Source organism: Microcoleus sp. S28C3 (genome assembly GCF_036700785.1).
Taxonomy (GTDB): domain Bacteria; phylum Cyanobacteriota; class Cyanobacteriia; order Cyanobacteriales; family Microcoleaceae; genus Microcoleus; species Microcoleus asticus.
The window spans coordinates 36,745-50,559 of the sequence record NZ_JAUBPO010000009.1 but is presented as its reverse complement, the minus strand read 5'-3'; the positions used below and the strand labels follow the sequence as shown (position 1 = coordinate 50,559).

At 47.7% G+C, this 13,815-nt stretch carries 13 protein-coding genes and 1 tRNA gene; 8 read left to right on the top strand and 6 right to left on the bottom strand.

Translation table 11 applies throughout. The features are described 5' to 3' along the window. Positions 1-168 precede the first annotated feature (168 nt). From murA to QUA13_RS04780, 5 genes are all read left to right on the top strand, one after another. A complete protein-coding gene (murA, locus tag QUA13_RS04800) occupies positions 169-1,590 on the top strand; it encodes a UDP-N-acetylglucosamine 1-carboxyvinyltransferase (RefSeq protein ID WP_333197029.1) in 1,422 nt (473 codons plus the stop codon). Positions 1,591-1,748: 158 nt separating this feature from the next. Then, complete coding sequence (locus tag QUA13_RS04795; protein WP_333197028.1) at positions 1,749-2,618, top strand: M48 family metallopeptidase; 870 nt, start codon at positions 1,749-1,751, stop codon at positions 2,616-2,618. After that, positions 2,597-2,678 (top strand) — tRNA-Leu (locus QUA13_RS04790). Before QUA13_RS04795 ends, QUA13_RS04790 begins: the two co-directional genes overlap by 22 nt. Positions 2,679-2,793: 115 nt before the next feature. After that, a complete protein-coding gene (locus QUA13_RS04785; RefSeq protein WP_333197027.1) occupies positions 2,794-3,669 on the top strand; it encodes a DMT family transporter in 876 nt (291 codons plus the stop codon). Between the two features lie 146 nt (positions 3,670-3,815). Beyond that, on the top strand, positions 3,816-4,742 hold the full coding sequence (locus tag QUA13_RS04780; RefSeq protein ID WP_333197026.1) for a fused MFS/spermidine synthase: 927 nt from the start codon (positions 3,816-3,818) through the stop codon (positions 4,740-4,742). Between the two features lie 448 nt (positions 4,743-5,190). Here QUA13_RS04780 and QUA13_RS04775 read toward each other — a convergent pair whose 3' ends face one another. The 3 genes from QUA13_RS04775 to QUA13_RS04765 form a co-directional block, all read right to left on the bottom strand. After that, on the bottom strand, positions 5,191-5,619 hold the full coding sequence (locus QUA13_RS04775; protein WP_333197023.1) for a heavy metal-responsive transcriptional regulator: 429 nt from the start codon (positions 5,617-5,619) through the stop codon (positions 5,191-5,193). Between the two features lie 103 nt (positions 5,620-5,722). Beyond that, on the bottom strand, positions 5,723-6,016 hold the full coding sequence (locus QUA13_RS04770) for a hypothetical protein (RefSeq protein WP_333197021.1): 294 nt from the start codon (positions 6,014-6,016) through the stop codon (positions 5,723-5,725). A gap of 353 nt (positions 6,017-6,369) precedes the next feature. After that, entirely contained in the window at positions 6,370-6,540 is a 171-nt protein-coding gene (locus tag QUA13_RS04765; RefSeq protein ID WP_172186391.1) for a hypothetical protein, read from the bottom strand. A gap of 167 nt (positions 6,541-6,707) precedes the next feature. On the opposite strand from QUA13_RS04765, the gene QUA13_RS04760 reads away from it, so the two are divergent. From QUA13_RS04760 to speA, 3 genes are all read left to right on the top strand, one after another. Further along, positions 6,708-7,298 carry a DUF3611 family protein gene (locus tag QUA13_RS04760; protein ID WP_333186146.1) on the top strand — a complete coding sequence of 197 codons (591 nt, stop codon included), beginning with the start codon at positions 6,708-6,710 and terminating at the stop codon, positions 7,296-7,298. Between the two features lie 148 nt (positions 7,299-7,446). Next, the gene (locus QUA13_RS04755) at positions 7,447-8,598 is read left to right on the top strand and encodes a helix-turn-helix domain-containing protein (protein ID WP_333197019.1); all 1,152 of its coding nucleotides are present in this window, start codon (positions 7,447-7,449) and stop codon (positions 8,596-8,598) included. Between the two features lie 302 nt (positions 8,599-8,900). Beyond that, the gene (gene speA / locus QUA13_RS04750; protein WP_333197017.1) at positions 8,901-10,910 is read left to right on the top strand and encodes a biosynthetic arginine decarboxylase; all 2,010 of its coding nucleotides are present in this window, start codon (positions 8,901-8,903) and stop codon (positions 10,908-10,910) included. 108 nt (positions 10,911-11,018) lie between these two features. Here speA and QUA13_RS04745 read toward each other — a convergent pair whose 3' ends face one another. The 3 genes from QUA13_RS04745 to QUA13_RS04735 form a co-directional block, all read right to left on the bottom strand. After that, positions 11,019-12,185 (bottom strand): NDP-sugar synthase, encoded by a 1,167-nt coding sequence (locus tag QUA13_RS04745; protein ID WP_333197015.1) that lies wholly within the window; start codon positions 12,183-12,185, stop codon positions 11,019-11,021. Positions 12,186-12,478: 293 nt separating this feature from the next. Then, complete coding sequence (locus tag QUA13_RS04740) at positions 12,479-13,297, bottom strand: segregation/condensation protein A (protein WP_333197013.1); 819 nt, start codon at positions 13,295-13,297, stop codon at positions 12,479-12,481. Between the two features lie 73 nt (positions 13,298-13,370). Next, on the bottom strand, positions 13,371-13,760 hold the full coding sequence (locus QUA13_RS04735) for a LapA family protein (RefSeq protein ID WP_333197012.1): 390 nt from the start codon (positions 13,758-13,760) through the stop codon (positions 13,371-13,373). Between the last annotated feature and the right edge of the window lie 55 nt (positions 13,761-13,815).

The window sequence follows — 13,815 nt, the reverse complement described above, 5'->3', positions numbered from 1 at the left end:
ACGTAAATTTTGATACAGATAACTTCATGAGACTCGATCGAGATTATTTTTGCGAGCGAACCTGAAAGCCTTGCCCCGAGTCAATGCTAGCAAATATAATGCCGAAAATTCCTCATGTTACCCCTAGACATATAAAAACTTTCCGGTAAAATCGAACCAAAATTAATAATGTATAAAGTAACGAAGCGCATTATGGAGGGCAAACCCATTACACCAGCTCAGAACACGTCTAACCTGCCAGCTTCACCTGAAAGCGACGAACAACAAGTATTACAAATTTGGGGTCGCGAGCCCCTTAAAGGACACGTCAAAATCAGCGGCGCCAAAAACTCGGCCTTAGTCGTCATGGCAGGAGCCCTGCTATGCCCAGAGGATTGCCGTCTCCGCAACGTTCCCGGTCTAGTCGATGTCGCCCGCATGGGGCAAATTCTCTCGGCTGTAGGAGTCAAATTACAGCAGAACGGCGACGTTTTAGACATCAACGCCAGCAACCTCATAGACGCTCAAGCCCCCTACGAATTAGTCAGCCAACTGCGGGCGAGCTTCTTCATCATCGGCCCACTGCTAGCCCGTTTGGGATTTGCCAAAGTGCCCTTGCCCGGTGGGTGCGCCATCGGCGCCCGACCCGTTGAACTCCACGTTCGCGGTCTGCAAGCCCTCGGCGCCGAAGTCCACATCGACCACGGCACGGTTCACGCTTACGTCAAAGGGCCGAACCGGCGCCTGAAAGGAGCCAAAATTTATTTGGACTACCCCAGCGTCGGTGCAACTGAAACTTTGATGATGGCGGCGACTCTGGCTGAAGGAGAAACCGTGATTGAAAATGCGGCTCAAGAGCCGGAAGTCGCAGATTTGGCGAATTTCTGCCGCGCCATGGGAGCAAAAATTCAAGGCGCCGGCACTAATACGATCGTCATTTCGGGAGTTCCCAAGCTGCACGCGGTAGACTATTCAATTATTCCCGATCGCATTGAAGCCGGAACATTTTTAGTAGCAGGAGCCATCACTCACTCCGAAATCAGTTTGTCGCCGGTAATTCCCGACCACCTGACCGCAGTCATTGCCAAATTGAAGACAATTGGGGCGAAAATTATTGCAGAATCCCCCGACATTTTGCGGATAGTTCCCGGCCAAACTCACTCCGCCACAGACATCGAAACTCTGCCTTACCCGGGTTTCCCCACAGATATGCAAGCTCAGTTTATGGCTTTGCTGACGCTGAGCCAAGGAGACAGCTTGATCAAAGAAACCGTGTTTGAGAATCGCTTGCGCCACGTAGCAGAACTCAACCGCATGGGCGCCGACATTCGCCTTAAAGGCAATGTCGCGATTGTGCGCGGAGTCTCGCTGCTGTCGGGTGCGCCGGTAGTGGCAACAGATTTGCGCGCTTCGGCGGCGTTAGTGCTAGCGGGACTTGCAGCCGATGGTGTCACCACCATCAGCAGCTTGCAGCACTTAGACCGCGGCTACGAGCAGTTAGAGGTGAAACTGCAAAAATTGGGAGCTAAGTTGCGGCGCGTCAAAGAGGGCACAGACCCGGCGACTGCTGAGGCTCCTGTCAATCCCGTGCGATCGGGTTTAAACTGTTAATTAGTCATTAGTCAGCAGTCATTAGTCATTAGGAAGAAGGAAGAAGGAAGAAGGAAGAAAAATAATTCAACCTTTTTTAATTGCCAATTCATAATTCCTATTTCCCAATGACCGATGACTAACGACCAGTGACTCTTGACTAATGACTCAGGATTAAAATGTCGAACATACCGCTCATCGGTTTGAAAGCAGACCAGTTTCGCCACCCGCTAGACTTGGAAGCCACCAACACGCTCAAACAACTGCCCGGCCTAGATTTGATGGTGCGGCAGTTGCTGGGACAAATTGGGGAACAGTTTTTCATGCTGGAAAATCTGGCTTCCAGCGTCCAAGTCGGCGAAAATCAATTGCCCCACCTGCATCAATTGCTGTTGGATGCCTGCAAAACTCTTGATTTGGAACCGCCGCAGCTTTATGTCCGCCAGCATCCGATGCCGAATGCTTACACCTTTGCGATGCGGGGAAAACAGCCTTTTGTGGTGATGCACACTTCTCTGATTGATTTGCTCACAGACGAGGAAGTTAAGGCAGTAATCGCTCACGAGTTGGGGCATTTGAAGTGCGAGCACGGAGTTTACCTGACTCTGGCTAATTTAATTGTGTTGGCCGCCGGTCAAATTTCGCCTGTGGGAACCGTGCTCGCGCAGGGTTTGCAGGCGCAAATGTTGGAATGGTTGCGGTGTGCGGAATTTACGTGCGATCGCGCTGCCTTGCTCGCCACCCAAGACCCAAAAGTGGTAGCATCGCTGTTGATGAAACTGGCCGGAGGTTCGCCTACTTTAGCTCCGAAACTGAATGTCGATGCGTTTTTGGCGCAGGCGCAGGCCTACGACGACCTCAGCACCACTCAACTCGGAGAACTGCTTAAACAAGCTCAAACGGCTCAGTTGTCCCATCCTGTACCAGTATTGCGCGCCAGAGAGATCGATCGCTGGGCAAGTTCAAAAGATTATGAATCTTTGCTTGCAGGAAATCGATCTGTGTGTTATGATGGTGAAACGAAAAAGGGCGGGTGGCGAAATTGGTAGACGCATCAGACTCAAAATCTGACACCGAAAGGTATGAGAGTTCGATTCTCTCCCCGCCCACTGCTAAAAAAGCTTAATAATAAATCTAGGGTTCCAGATGATAAGTCTGGAACCCTAATTTATATGGCATGGGGAATTGGTAACAACAGTAAACAGTCAACATTCAACAGATTTTATGGGTGAAATCGCCGCTTTAGGCGCTGCATTTGTCTGGGCCTTATCTTCCACAATCTGGCAGCGAGTGGGAAAGCAAATGCCCGCAGTGGTGCTAAACTTGCTCAAAGGCGCGATCGCCCTTTTCATGCTCCTTGCCACTGTACTAATTTTAGGTAAACCCTTACCCGCAATCAACCCTAATATTTTAGCCATGCTGCTCATCAGCGGCGGCCTAGGAATTGGCATCGGAGACACCGCTTTCTTTATCGTATTAAAATATTTAGGCGCGAGGCGAACGCTGCTTTTAGAAACCCTATCTCCCCCTTTAACAGCTTTATTTGGCTTAATATTTTTGCAAGAAAAATTATCGCCCATTGCTTGTACAGGCATTCTTTTAACAATCTGCGGCGTAGCTTGGGTAATTGCAGAACGAACAGCCGAAACAAGCTTACCATCAAAACATCTTTGGCAGGGATTAGCCATTAGTTTATTAGGACAAACAACCCACGCCGCCGGAGCAGTTTTATCCCGCGCCGCCTTCACTCAAATAGATATCGATCCCCTGTGGACTGCGATCTTGCGTTTGAGCGGTGGCTTAGCAGTCATGCTATGCTTTTTGAACCCAACAAACCGGGACAGTTTCAAACAATTAAAAGCGCCCAAACTCTTAAATGCAATCATTCTAGCAGCTTTTTTAGGAACCTATCTCGGGATTTTCCTGCAACAGATTTCGCTGAAATATGCACCCGCAGGAATAGCTCAAGCACTCAGTTCTACCAGTCCCCTATTTATCCTCCCCTTAGCCGTGCTGGCGGGCGAAAAAGTGAGCCTTCGGGCTGTTTTGGGGGTAGTTTGTGCGATCGGCGGAATCGCCCTATTATTGGGTTTGAAGTAATTAAATGTGAGAACAGAGATTTTAGATTTTAGATTTGATACCAGTTCCCAAAACCAATGAAACTTTAGGTCGGCTACCAACCATAATAGTCATCAGTGATCCCCCAATCTAAAATCTAAAATCTAAAATCTAAAATCTAAAATCGTATGACTGATTATAAAGGCGATCGGCAAAGTCGCAATTTAGCACTTATTAACGAACAAATAAATTGGCTTCAGCAACAACCAGACGGCATCCTATTTCAACAAAACTCCGGCGACAACTGCATAGCAGTAAAAAAAATAAAATCAGTGCTACTACTGCTTTTAGCAGACAGAGAAACCTTAAGCACAAATGTAGCTCAATCAATCCTAGACCTCAACAATCCGCTAAATTTAATATTTCCCTATGCCAGAGCCATGCTGCTAGCATTAGTCTGGACAAACCAACCAAAAAATATCTATATAATTGGCTTTGGCGGCGGCAGCATTCCCAGAGTTTTTTACCATTATTTCGCTAACGCGATAGTCGAATGTACAGATATTGACCTCACAGTAGTCGAAGTCGCTCACAAATTTTTTGGCATTCAATTCGACGACAGACTCAAAGTAGCCATTCAAGACGGGCGCGAATATCTAGCCCAACAAAATTCCACAGTAAAAAACGATATAATTATCGTGGATGCTGGTTTTGGCAGCGGCTATATGCCCTATAGATTGGTCACACAAGAATTTTACCAACTGTGCAAAACTCGCTTGTCAAGCGCAGGTGTTGTAGTTGTCCACCTGTTCCACAAACAAGAGTTTAATGCGGCAGCGGTGAAAACTATTCAAACTGTGTTCGCACAAATTTATATATGCAATTTAGAAACCGGCAACTGCATTGTGATTGCGACTAATACTCCCGATTTAGCTAAAAATGAAATTTTCTTGAAAGCCGAACTTATTCAAGATTTCCACAATTTAGGATTTTCCTTAATAGAAATGTCGCTTCAGCTAAAAAAAGTAGCGCAATTGCCGGAATGGGTAAAAAATTGGGAAACGCTGCCAATTTTTACAGATGCTGAAATACCCGCAGGATATGGGGACTGCTAAATATATGACTTACGCACTCGCCCACAAAGAAATCGGTTTTTTAACTTTTATTGAGGGTTTTAAGCGCATATTTGGTTAAAAAACCCGGTTTCTGGCCACCCGTGCGTAAGTCCTAATACCAAATCTAAATCAGTCAATAGTTGATATTAGCGAACATCTGTTTAAAAAATACTTGACAGTGAAATTCGGGCGGTGTAGTATAGAAGTAGTGCAAAAAATAAAAAATATGAGACTAAAAAGTTGGGAGTCTCCCCGCAGCGAGGGCAGAAACTCCAAAGGCAAAGGCGGCTCAGCCAGAGCACGACAGCTCAAAAAGCAACAGCAAACTCTGCGAAAACAGTTAAAAGCTCAACACGATCGACCAAACCACCAACAAAAGAACCAACAAAACCATCAAGGGAAGGAAACCGATAATTCCTTCCCTTATTTTTTATCTTTCTGCTGTTGCTCAATCCCGCTGAATGTTCGGACAAATCGTGCGAGTAATGCTCGCCTGCGAGGGTTGCTCTTGCCAGCGGTTGAGAATGGATTGCAACTCCCCCTTCAAAGTTTCTAACGCTGCAATTTGCACGGAAATTTCCTCTACCTTCGCCGTTAGATGCTGCTTCGCTTCAGAACAGGGCAACTCTCCCCGATCGCGAACTTGTAAAATATCCTTAATCTCCTGAAGGCTCAAACCCAGAGTCTGAGATCGTTTAATAAACGCCAACCTGTTGAATACCGTTTCGCCAAACAAGCGATAACCAGCGGGCGATCGCTCCACCGCAGGAGACAGCAAGCCCATCTCCTCATAGTAGCGAACAGTTTTCACCGACAAACCGCTACAGGCAGCTACGGAGCCAATTTTGTACAGTTTCTCGGCAACAGAAATATTCATAAACCAAGCATCCCAGATCGAAAGACTTTCTTGCCCTATCTTTTAGTGCCTCAGATCCAGGGAGTCGATCGGCACCTTGCCCAGTCGCCATTGTCCGGTAATCTTAATAAGGAGGATTTTTTTTAGACACGTTAAGCACGGGCAACTGGGGCCGAGAAGACTGAGGAGGAAGATAGTATTCGGGAGCAGGTGCGGTTTGTTCGGCTCCAGAGCGGTACATTTGCCACCAGCGCAGAGCCATCGCTACCCCAGCAGTACCCAGCCCAAAAGCCAATAAAGAACCGCTCGCACCGATGCTGCCGATCGCTACATCGACAACGCCCACTGTGACAACAAAGCTGGTAATTGGCTCTCTACGGTAAGCTGACCTTAAAAGTCGCGTCCACGAAGCATTCATTTGTTTTACTCTGTTCTATATTTATTTACAATCTCTAAAACTTAGAGTTGGCGGAACGATCGGGATTTCTAGTTCAGAGACTAGCTTCACCTAAATTAATCTTCTCGCCTGTGGGGCATTGTACGGGAGCGAGGCAAAATTGCCAAGCTTGTCAAATCAAAATTCCACCCCATATACACCTCCAAAAGCCAGCTATTGCATTCGGGAACAGATCTCTCTCGGCAGAGAAGTCGCTGGGCTTGTTTCTAATTAATATTTTAATCAATTCCCGAATTTGTCGCGGTCAGCAGAAGTGACCCCCGCTGCCAGAAGAGTCAAGACAAAGTGTAAGGCTGACCGCGCCGTTGCTAAAATTAGTTGAGACCTAACCAGGACAGCAAGCCCTGGCCTGTGACATACTCGATAATTAAAGTTAAAGAAAAACCGATCATCGCGGCTCGACCGTTAAGGCGTTCCGCGTAGCTGTTGAAGCCAAACTTTGGCTGTTCCAGTTTGGGAGTGACCGTGGGTTGTAGTTGTGTCATTGCTTTGGGTACCTGGCGATCGACGCTATTCAAATGTGAAATCCAATGTTAGTTACAAATCTTAAACATTGCTACTTCTATTATAAAGAGGGTTAACCGCCGTCAACCGTCCCCGAAGAGAAAAAACTGCTGCCAACTAATGCCAATTAATTATACCCGCTCAAAATATGACTAATCAGTTAGATAATGATAAGCTTCCTGTCGCCGTACAGCGAGTAGCCTTTGCCCTTCGTACAACAGGCTGGGTTTGCTTCTGGGTACAGGTAGTGCTAGGGGTGGTAGCGGCGATCATTTTGCTCTTTGCCATCCCCTTCGCCATCCCCAGGGCTAGCGCCGCTGCGGGTTCAACCAGTGCCGGCACCGGCGGCGGCGTATTTTTTGCTATTTGCGGGCTGGCCGTACTCGCTTACAGCGTATATCGCTCTTTCCGCTTCACCCGCTTGTCGAGACAACTGCGATCGCCCGCTAACGCTGTCCGCCCCAAAAAAGCAGACACCATCAAAGAGGTGCGGCTGGCACTTTGGAGCAATTTGTCAGGAATGCTGCTGACGCTGATCGGCGCAGAAGCCATCAGCGGCACGCTTTTAGCCAAATCTCTAGCTCAGCCGCAAGCATTGTTCGGTGCCGCAGTCGATTTGGGCCGATTTATTCAGCCCCTAGACATATTTGTGGTACTCGCCAATACTCACGCCACTGTTGCCCACTTTGTCGGGATTTTCGGGTCACTTTGGTTGCTCGATCGCATCCACAAGCAATAGACAATCCATAAGTGGGAATTGCGCCTCTCCCACTCTCCCACTCCCTGACTCCCTCGCTCTCCCAGTCTCCCCCAACCGACATCCGGAATCACTGCCAAGCTGTCGAAGAACGTACTCAGATACCTTCTAGCAAGACAAAATAAATATCATGGCACTGAAACCCGAGGCTTATTTTGGGGTGACAGATCACGTAACTATTGAAATTTCTCAAGAAAGTTTTCGTTCTGTCCTCAGTCAAATAGAATCAGAACTCCTCTGTAGCGACACCTATAGCCAAGCTCTAGCTAGCTTGCAAACAATGTTGGGCGAAGCAGCCTCCGCAGCCGAAATTTTAATTAGAGCAGTTAGCAGAGAAGCCGTCAAGCTCGCATTTGACCGATTTCCCAAACAAAACAAAATTGAACCGCAAGTAGCCCAACAGAGTTTTGCTGCTTTAAGTCCCGCCATTGAGACGGTCACAGAAATTAAAGAATTGGAGCCACCAGTAACTGTTCCTGTCTTCTATTGGCGCAGCGCTAGTGTGGAAGCGCCGCCCCAAACCGAGTCCGACACAGAAGAAAATTCCGATCAAGACACTAACACTTCTGAAGACAGCAAACAAGCGCCCCAAGACGAAATTAAAGTCGAGTCGGCTCCACCTGCAACTGTCACCGTCCCCGGAAAATCCTTCCCAGGGTTCGGTTTTCCCAAGAAGCCAAAAAAACTCACCAAGGAAGAAGAAGCAGCAAAAGCAGTTCAAGAGCGAGAAGAGTGCCTGCGGGAGTTGGGTAGAGAATTGCGTAAGGGACGGCAAATTCGCTCCCTATCCCTGCAGCAACTCCACAGTCAAACTCTCGTGCCGCTGCACCACATCGAATCGATCGAAAATGGGGAAATCGAGAAACTGCCCCAAGATATTTACGTTAGAGGTTTTATCCGCAGACTCGGCGACGCCTTGGGACTAGACGGCAGCGCTATGGCGAATGCTTTGCCCAAACCCGCTCCGAGTCCTATTCCCAGTATGTATGTGTCTGTTTCCGATTCCGGGTCAGCCGAAGGCTTTCAAATGCGTCCGGTTCATTTGTACATCGGCTACACCGCTTTGATGGCTGGGGCTGTAGGGGGTTTGGGTTGGCTGTCGCAGCAACCCGTGGTCCCCGGAGCACAGGCAGTACCTCCAACGCAGGTGACACCGCCAGCCTCAGTTGCACCGGCTCAGAAGACCCCTGAAAAAGCACCTCAACCGGGCTTGAAGAAGTCTAATAACGGGGGATTGATGATGGGGGCTGACATGGCGCCGCCGGAGGTGATTTTTGGTTAGTGTGTGTCGGGCGAGCGATCGTCCGACAACTCTCCTGGCGCAGGTGAACTCGGAAACCCGCTTACCGAGTTCACCTCCATACGGATACTGGCTTGAAGAAATAAGTCCAGGAGAGCAATTACGGTTGAGATTTTAGTTCAATCCCCCACCTTCATCAATTTGTAGAGTCAATTCTAAAATCTAAAATCTAAAATCTAAAATCGCCCGGCTTTGTACCCAAAGTGAATTTTTAACTGCATCAGGAAACCCGATATGTGCGATAAACTATCTATCTGACCACTCATTTCGAGGTTTCCGATAAGATGAGTTCCCCAGCCACCGCTGCTTTCTCCGATCTCGATCCGCTATCGACTCACTCGCCAACAGTCACGAGTTTGGCGGCACCAGACAGTGCTTTGGTAACGGCGGCTCAACTGCCACAAAAATCTTGGACAATAGAAGATAGTGAGAAACTCTACCGCATTCAAGGTTGGGGCGAACCGTATTTTTCGATCAATGCAGCCGGTCACGTTACAGTTTCTCCCAAGGGCGATCGCGGCGGTTCCCTCGACTTGTGCGAACTGGTAGAATCCCTCAAACAGCGAAATTTGGCTTTACCTCTGTTGATTCGATTTTCTGATATTTTGGAAGACCGGATCGAGCGCTTAAATTCGTGTTTTGCCAGAGCGATCGCTCGCTACAATTACAAAAATGTCTATCGCGGTGTCTTTCCAGTCAAATGCAACCAGCACCGACAATTAATTGAAGATTTGGTGCGTTTTGGTCAACCCCATCACTTCGGATTGGAAGCCGGCTCGAAACCGGAATTAATGATAGCTTTGGCGACCTTAAAAAACCCAGGCGCTTTATTAATTTGTAACGGTTACAAAGACCGCGAATACATCGAAACTGCTATTTTGGCGCAGCGGCTAGGGCAAACTTCCGTAATTGTGCTGGAGCAAATAGAGGAAGTAGAACTCGCAATCGCCGCGAGCAAAGCATTAGGAATTAAACCGATTTTGGGAGTGCGAGCAAAACTCACTACCAAAGGCGTTGGCCGCTGGGGAGGTTCCACGGGCGATCGGGCAAAATTTGGCTTGACAATTCCTGAAATTATCCGCGCAGTCGGCGAACTAGAAAAAGCTGGAATGCTCCACTGTTTGCAGTTACTGCACTTCCACATCGGCTCTCAAATTTCCTCAATTAGCGTCATCAAAGACGCCATTCGAGAAGCCAGCCACATTTATGTAGAATTGGCTAAATTGGGAGCTAACATGAACTACTTGGACGTAGGCGGCGGACTCGGCGTTGACTACGACGGGTCTAAAACAAACTTCCACGCTTCCAAAAACTACAATATGCAAAACTACGCTAACGACGTAGTAGCGGGAGTGAAAGATGCCTGCGACGAGCGCAAAATCCCGGTTCCAATTATCATTAGCGAAAGCGGGCGGGCGATCGCTTCTCACCAATCAGTGTTAGTTTTTGACGTACTCGGTACTAGCGATGTCCCCAGAGAAGTACCAGAACCAGTAGATGAAAACGCGCACCAAATTCCGCGCAATCTCTACGAAATTTACCAATCTATCAGTCCCGAAAATTACCAAGAAGTTTATCACGATGCTATCCAATTTAAGGAAGAAGCAGTCAGTTTATTTAACTTAGGCTATTTGGGAATTGCGGAACGGGCGAAAACCGAACAGTTGTACTGGGCTTGCTGCGATAAAATACAGGCGATCGCGCGGCAAAAAGAATATGTATCGGACGATTTGGAAGACTTAGAAAAGGTGATGGCGTCCATTTATTACATCAACTTATCTGTTTTCCAGTCCGTACCAGACAGTTGGGCAATTAACCAATTGTTCCCAATTATGCCAATTAACCGACTCGACGAAGAACCAACTCAACGCGGTATTTTAGCCGATCTTACCTGCGACAGCGACGGCAAAATCGACCAATTCATCGATTTGCGAGATGTGAAGTCGGTTTTGGAACTGCATACTCTCAAACCTGGAGAACCTTACTATTTGGCGCTATTTTTGGGAGGTGCTTATCAAGAAATTATGGGCAACCTTCACAACTTATTCGGCGATGCAAATGCAGTTCACATTCAGCTAACACCTTCTGGTTACCATATCGAACACGTTGTGAAAGGAGACACTATGAAAGAAGTCCTCAGCTACGTACAGTACGATTCAGAAAGTTTGGTTGAAAGCATCCGCCGTCAGACAGAAGCAGCTTTGCAGCAAAATAAAATTACTCTTTCCGAAGCCCAACTTTTGCTGCAAAATTACGAGCGGAGTCTCAGCCAATATACTTATCTTCAGTCTTAAAATGTAGGGTGCAACCTAAGCACCTTGCCCGAATTGAAAGCTGAGATAATAACTGTAAAAGTAGGGTGCGCACTGCGCACCTTACCTTGAGCAATTACCAATTACCAATTATTCAGGATGACTACCGAGAATTTCTGCGATCGCCCGCCGCTCTTCTCCGTGTTGAGTCGGTAAAACTTGGCGAGCGTCAGTAATCAGCCAATCGAGAGCCGCCGCTTGCAAATCGATCGCAGCCCCGGTTTTATCAACGCAGTAGCGCCCGAACACCAGTTTGTCAACCAACCGCACCTCCGGACCCAAACGGGAATACTCAAAAATTACGCTGTTTTCTACAGTCGCGCCACTGCAAAGCCAACAATTTGGGCCGATCATTGTCGGGCCGACAATTTTTGCTCCATCCTCAATGATCGTCATCCCGCCAATGTAAACAGGCCCAGTAATATCAACCTTATCCCAGTTAACAGCTACATTCAAACCAGCGTAAATGCCGGGGCGCACTTCAATTCCCGGAATCGAAACATTTTTAACTTGTCCCAGCAGCACGCTCTGAATTGCCCGCCAATAGTCAGGAACTTTGCCGATATCCACCCACTCAAAGTCCATGCTAATCCCGTAAAAAGGCGCGCCTGCTGCTACTAGCGCGGGGAATAACTGCGAACCGATATCGTATTCCTTACCCGAAGGGATATAATTGAATATTTCCGGTTCAAAAATATAAATACCAGTGTTAATGTCGGTACTCAGAGCTTCCTCTACAGAAGGTTTTTCTTGGAAAGCTTTAATTTTGCCAGAATCGTCTGTTACTACCACTCCGTAACTGGGAACCTCCTCGCGGGGAACCGATTTCATAACAATAGTAGCGATCGCCCCTTTTTCCCGGTGCCACTTCACAGCAGCAGTCAAGTCCAAGTCAATCAAAGCGTCGCCGCAGAGCACCACAAAAGTATCGTCAAAAAAGGGCGAGAAGTCCTGAATTCGTTTCATGCCGCCAGCCGAACCGAGAGCCTCTCCAATCATTTCTCCCTCCTCAATTCGCCCTTCAAAAGAATAGGCAATTTGTACCCCAAACTTTTGACCGTCACGGAAGTAGTTTTCAATCACGTCTGCCAAATGGGAAACATTGACCATAATCTGGTCAAATCCGTGCTGGCGGAGTAATTCAACCAAAAACTCCATCACTGGCTTTTGCAGGATGGGAATCATCGGTTTGGGTATTGTCTGAGTAATGGGACGGACGCGAGTGCCTTTACCTGCCGCCAGAATCATCGCTTTCATTCTTAACTTCCTCAACCCTCTGTTAATTGATATAAACTCAACAATTAGATGCTAGCGATTGCGCTCGAATCGATCGCAGCAAAATCCTGACCTGTTTATAGGCGACATCGTAGCAGGCTATCAATCATTTATTGCTAATCTACCTAGATTTAACGAACCAGAAATCAGAAATAATATCAAGTCCGGGTGAATGCACGTACAATTGCCCTAGGAGCGGGTTCGCCTGGATAGCTGTCAAGAGTTCGAGAGACTGGTAAACCCGCCCCAAAACCAAATCTGATGCTCCTCCAAGCTCAAAGCGCGCGGATTTTGAGGTCTTGGTAAAACTCCTCTTGAAGCAACTCTACTTTAGACTGAGCCGACAGCAGCAACAACGCCCAAAAAATACCCACGCGGTCATGATTTGGCAAGTGAAATTCCCCAGTCGATACCGGGACTTCTGGGTCAACAGAGGAGTGCAAATCCTTATGATGCCAAAGTTCCAGCAGTTGTTCCAAGTCGAGCCAACCCTCGTCAATTTCCGAGCCCCGTTCTGCCAGAAACCGATCGAGTTCACTAGCAGTTTCCACCAAATTTTCTTGGTGAGCTAGCTCAAAGATAGCCTGGGCTGCTTGCGATCGCATTTTTGAGGTAGGGCGCCGCCGGGGGGCAACTGTCTGCTCCATTGCTGCTTTCATTAGCTGCAACTGCTCGATCAGTTCTGGGAGGGTCACCGGGCGTTTTTGCGGTAGTTGAGCTACACCGCGACGGCGCAATTGCCGTTCCAAATGCTGGGGCAAGTGTCGCCCTCCTGAGTGCTCTGCGTCTTCGAGTGTCGCCTCGTCCGCCGAGTCGGAATCCGCGGCGGGGGATTCTGAGAGGACGATACTTTCTGCTTTCAGCAACACCAGCATTGAAGCGTACAAAAATGCTTGGCCGGAGTGGGACAAATCAGAGAAATCCGTAGTCTGATCGGCATCGCAGGCGTTCGTAAGCTTGCTCAAACATCGATCGAACACTTCAATGACCTTAACGTCCCAAGGATCGATTTCTCCCCGTTCGGCGAGGTCAATTAAAATTGCGATCCCCTCGGAAATCGTTTCTAAGCCATCTTGGTCTCGGGAAACGGCCATTCGATTTTAGATTTTAGATTTTAGATTTTAGATTTTAGATTTTGCCTCTGAGAAAACGAGAGAGCATATCAAGTTAATTGGCGGTCATTTCAGCAGCTTTGGCCTCAATAGCTGCTGTTTCTAAACTTATCGGTTCTGCACTTTCTAACAAAGGTTGTTTGGATTCTACTTCTGCTTTATAGCGTTCTATATCTTGTTCTAATTCCTGAATCCGCTGCTGTTTTTCGCGAACTTGGCGGATCTCTTGGCGCGAGGCGAGGGTTCGCTGCATTCTCGACCACAGACTGAAAAGCCACGCTAGTGTTGCCCCTAATCCGGTCGCTACAATTAATTCTACGCACAGCGGACCTTTAACTTCGACGCCTTTGATAACTTGAATCGCGACGGGCTGTGTATTTTCGATGCTGAACAATACTAGAGCCAAGCAAATCAGAAAGATAAAGAAGAAATTTAGCGATCGCATTTTCTCTGTCCCTAATTCTCAATTCAGGTTAAGCAAATTATTGGGCATTTGTCAA

What these genes read in the sequence shown, in the direction of transcription:
- QUA13_RS04775 (WP_333197023.1), bottom strand. Translation starts at nt 5,619, where the DNA reads ATGAATATTTCTGTTGCCGAGAAACTGTACAAAATTGGCTCCGTAGCT.
- QUA13_RS04760 (WP_333186146.1), top strand. Translation starts at nt 6,708, where the DNA reads ATGACTAATCAGTTAGATAATGATAAGCTTCCTGTCGCCGTACAGCGA.
- speA (WP_333197017.1), top strand. Translation starts at nt 8,901, where the DNA reads ATGAGTTCCCCAGCCACCGCTGCTTTCTCCGATCTCGATCCGCTATCG.
- QUA13_RS04755 (WP_333197019.1), top strand. Translation starts at nt 7,447, where the DNA reads ATGGCACTGAAACCCGAGGCTTATTTTGGGGTGACAGATCACGTAACT.
- murA (WP_333197029.1), top strand. Translation starts at nt 169, where the DNA reads ATGTATAAAGTAACGAAGCGCATTATGGAGGGCAAACCCATTACACCA.
- QUA13_RS04770 (WP_333197021.1), bottom strand. Translation starts at nt 6,016, where the DNA reads ATGAATGCTTCGTGGACGCGACTTTTAAGGTCAGCTTACCGTAGAGAG.
- QUA13_RS04745 (WP_333197015.1), bottom strand. Translation starts at nt 12,185, where the DNA reads ATGAAAGCGATGATTCTGGCGGCAGGTAAAGGCACTCGCGTCCGTCCC.
- QUA13_RS04765 (WP_172186391.1), bottom strand. Translation starts at nt 6,540, where the DNA reads ATGACACAACTACAACCCACGGTCACTCCCAAACTGGAACAGCCAAAG.
- QUA13_RS04740 (WP_333197013.1), bottom strand. Translation starts at nt 13,297, where the DNA reads ATGGCCGTTTCCCGAGACCAAGATGGCTTAGAAACGATTTCCGAGGGG.
- QUA13_RS04785 (WP_333197027.1), top strand. Translation starts at nt 2,794, where the DNA reads ATGGGTGAAATCGCCGCTTTAGGCGCTGCATTTGTCTGGGCCTTATCT.
- QUA13_RS04795 (WP_333197028.1), top strand. Translation starts at nt 1,749, where the DNA reads ATGTCGAACATACCGCTCATCGGTTTGAAAGCAGACCAGTTTCGCCAC.
- QUA13_RS04735 (WP_333197012.1), bottom strand. Translation starts at nt 13,760, where the DNA reads ATGCGATCGCTAAATTTCTTCTTTATCTTTCTGATTTGCTTGGCTCTA.
- QUA13_RS04780 (WP_333197026.1), top strand. Translation starts at nt 3,816, where the DNA reads ATGACTGATTATAAAGGCGATCGGCAAAGTCGCAATTTAGCACTTATT.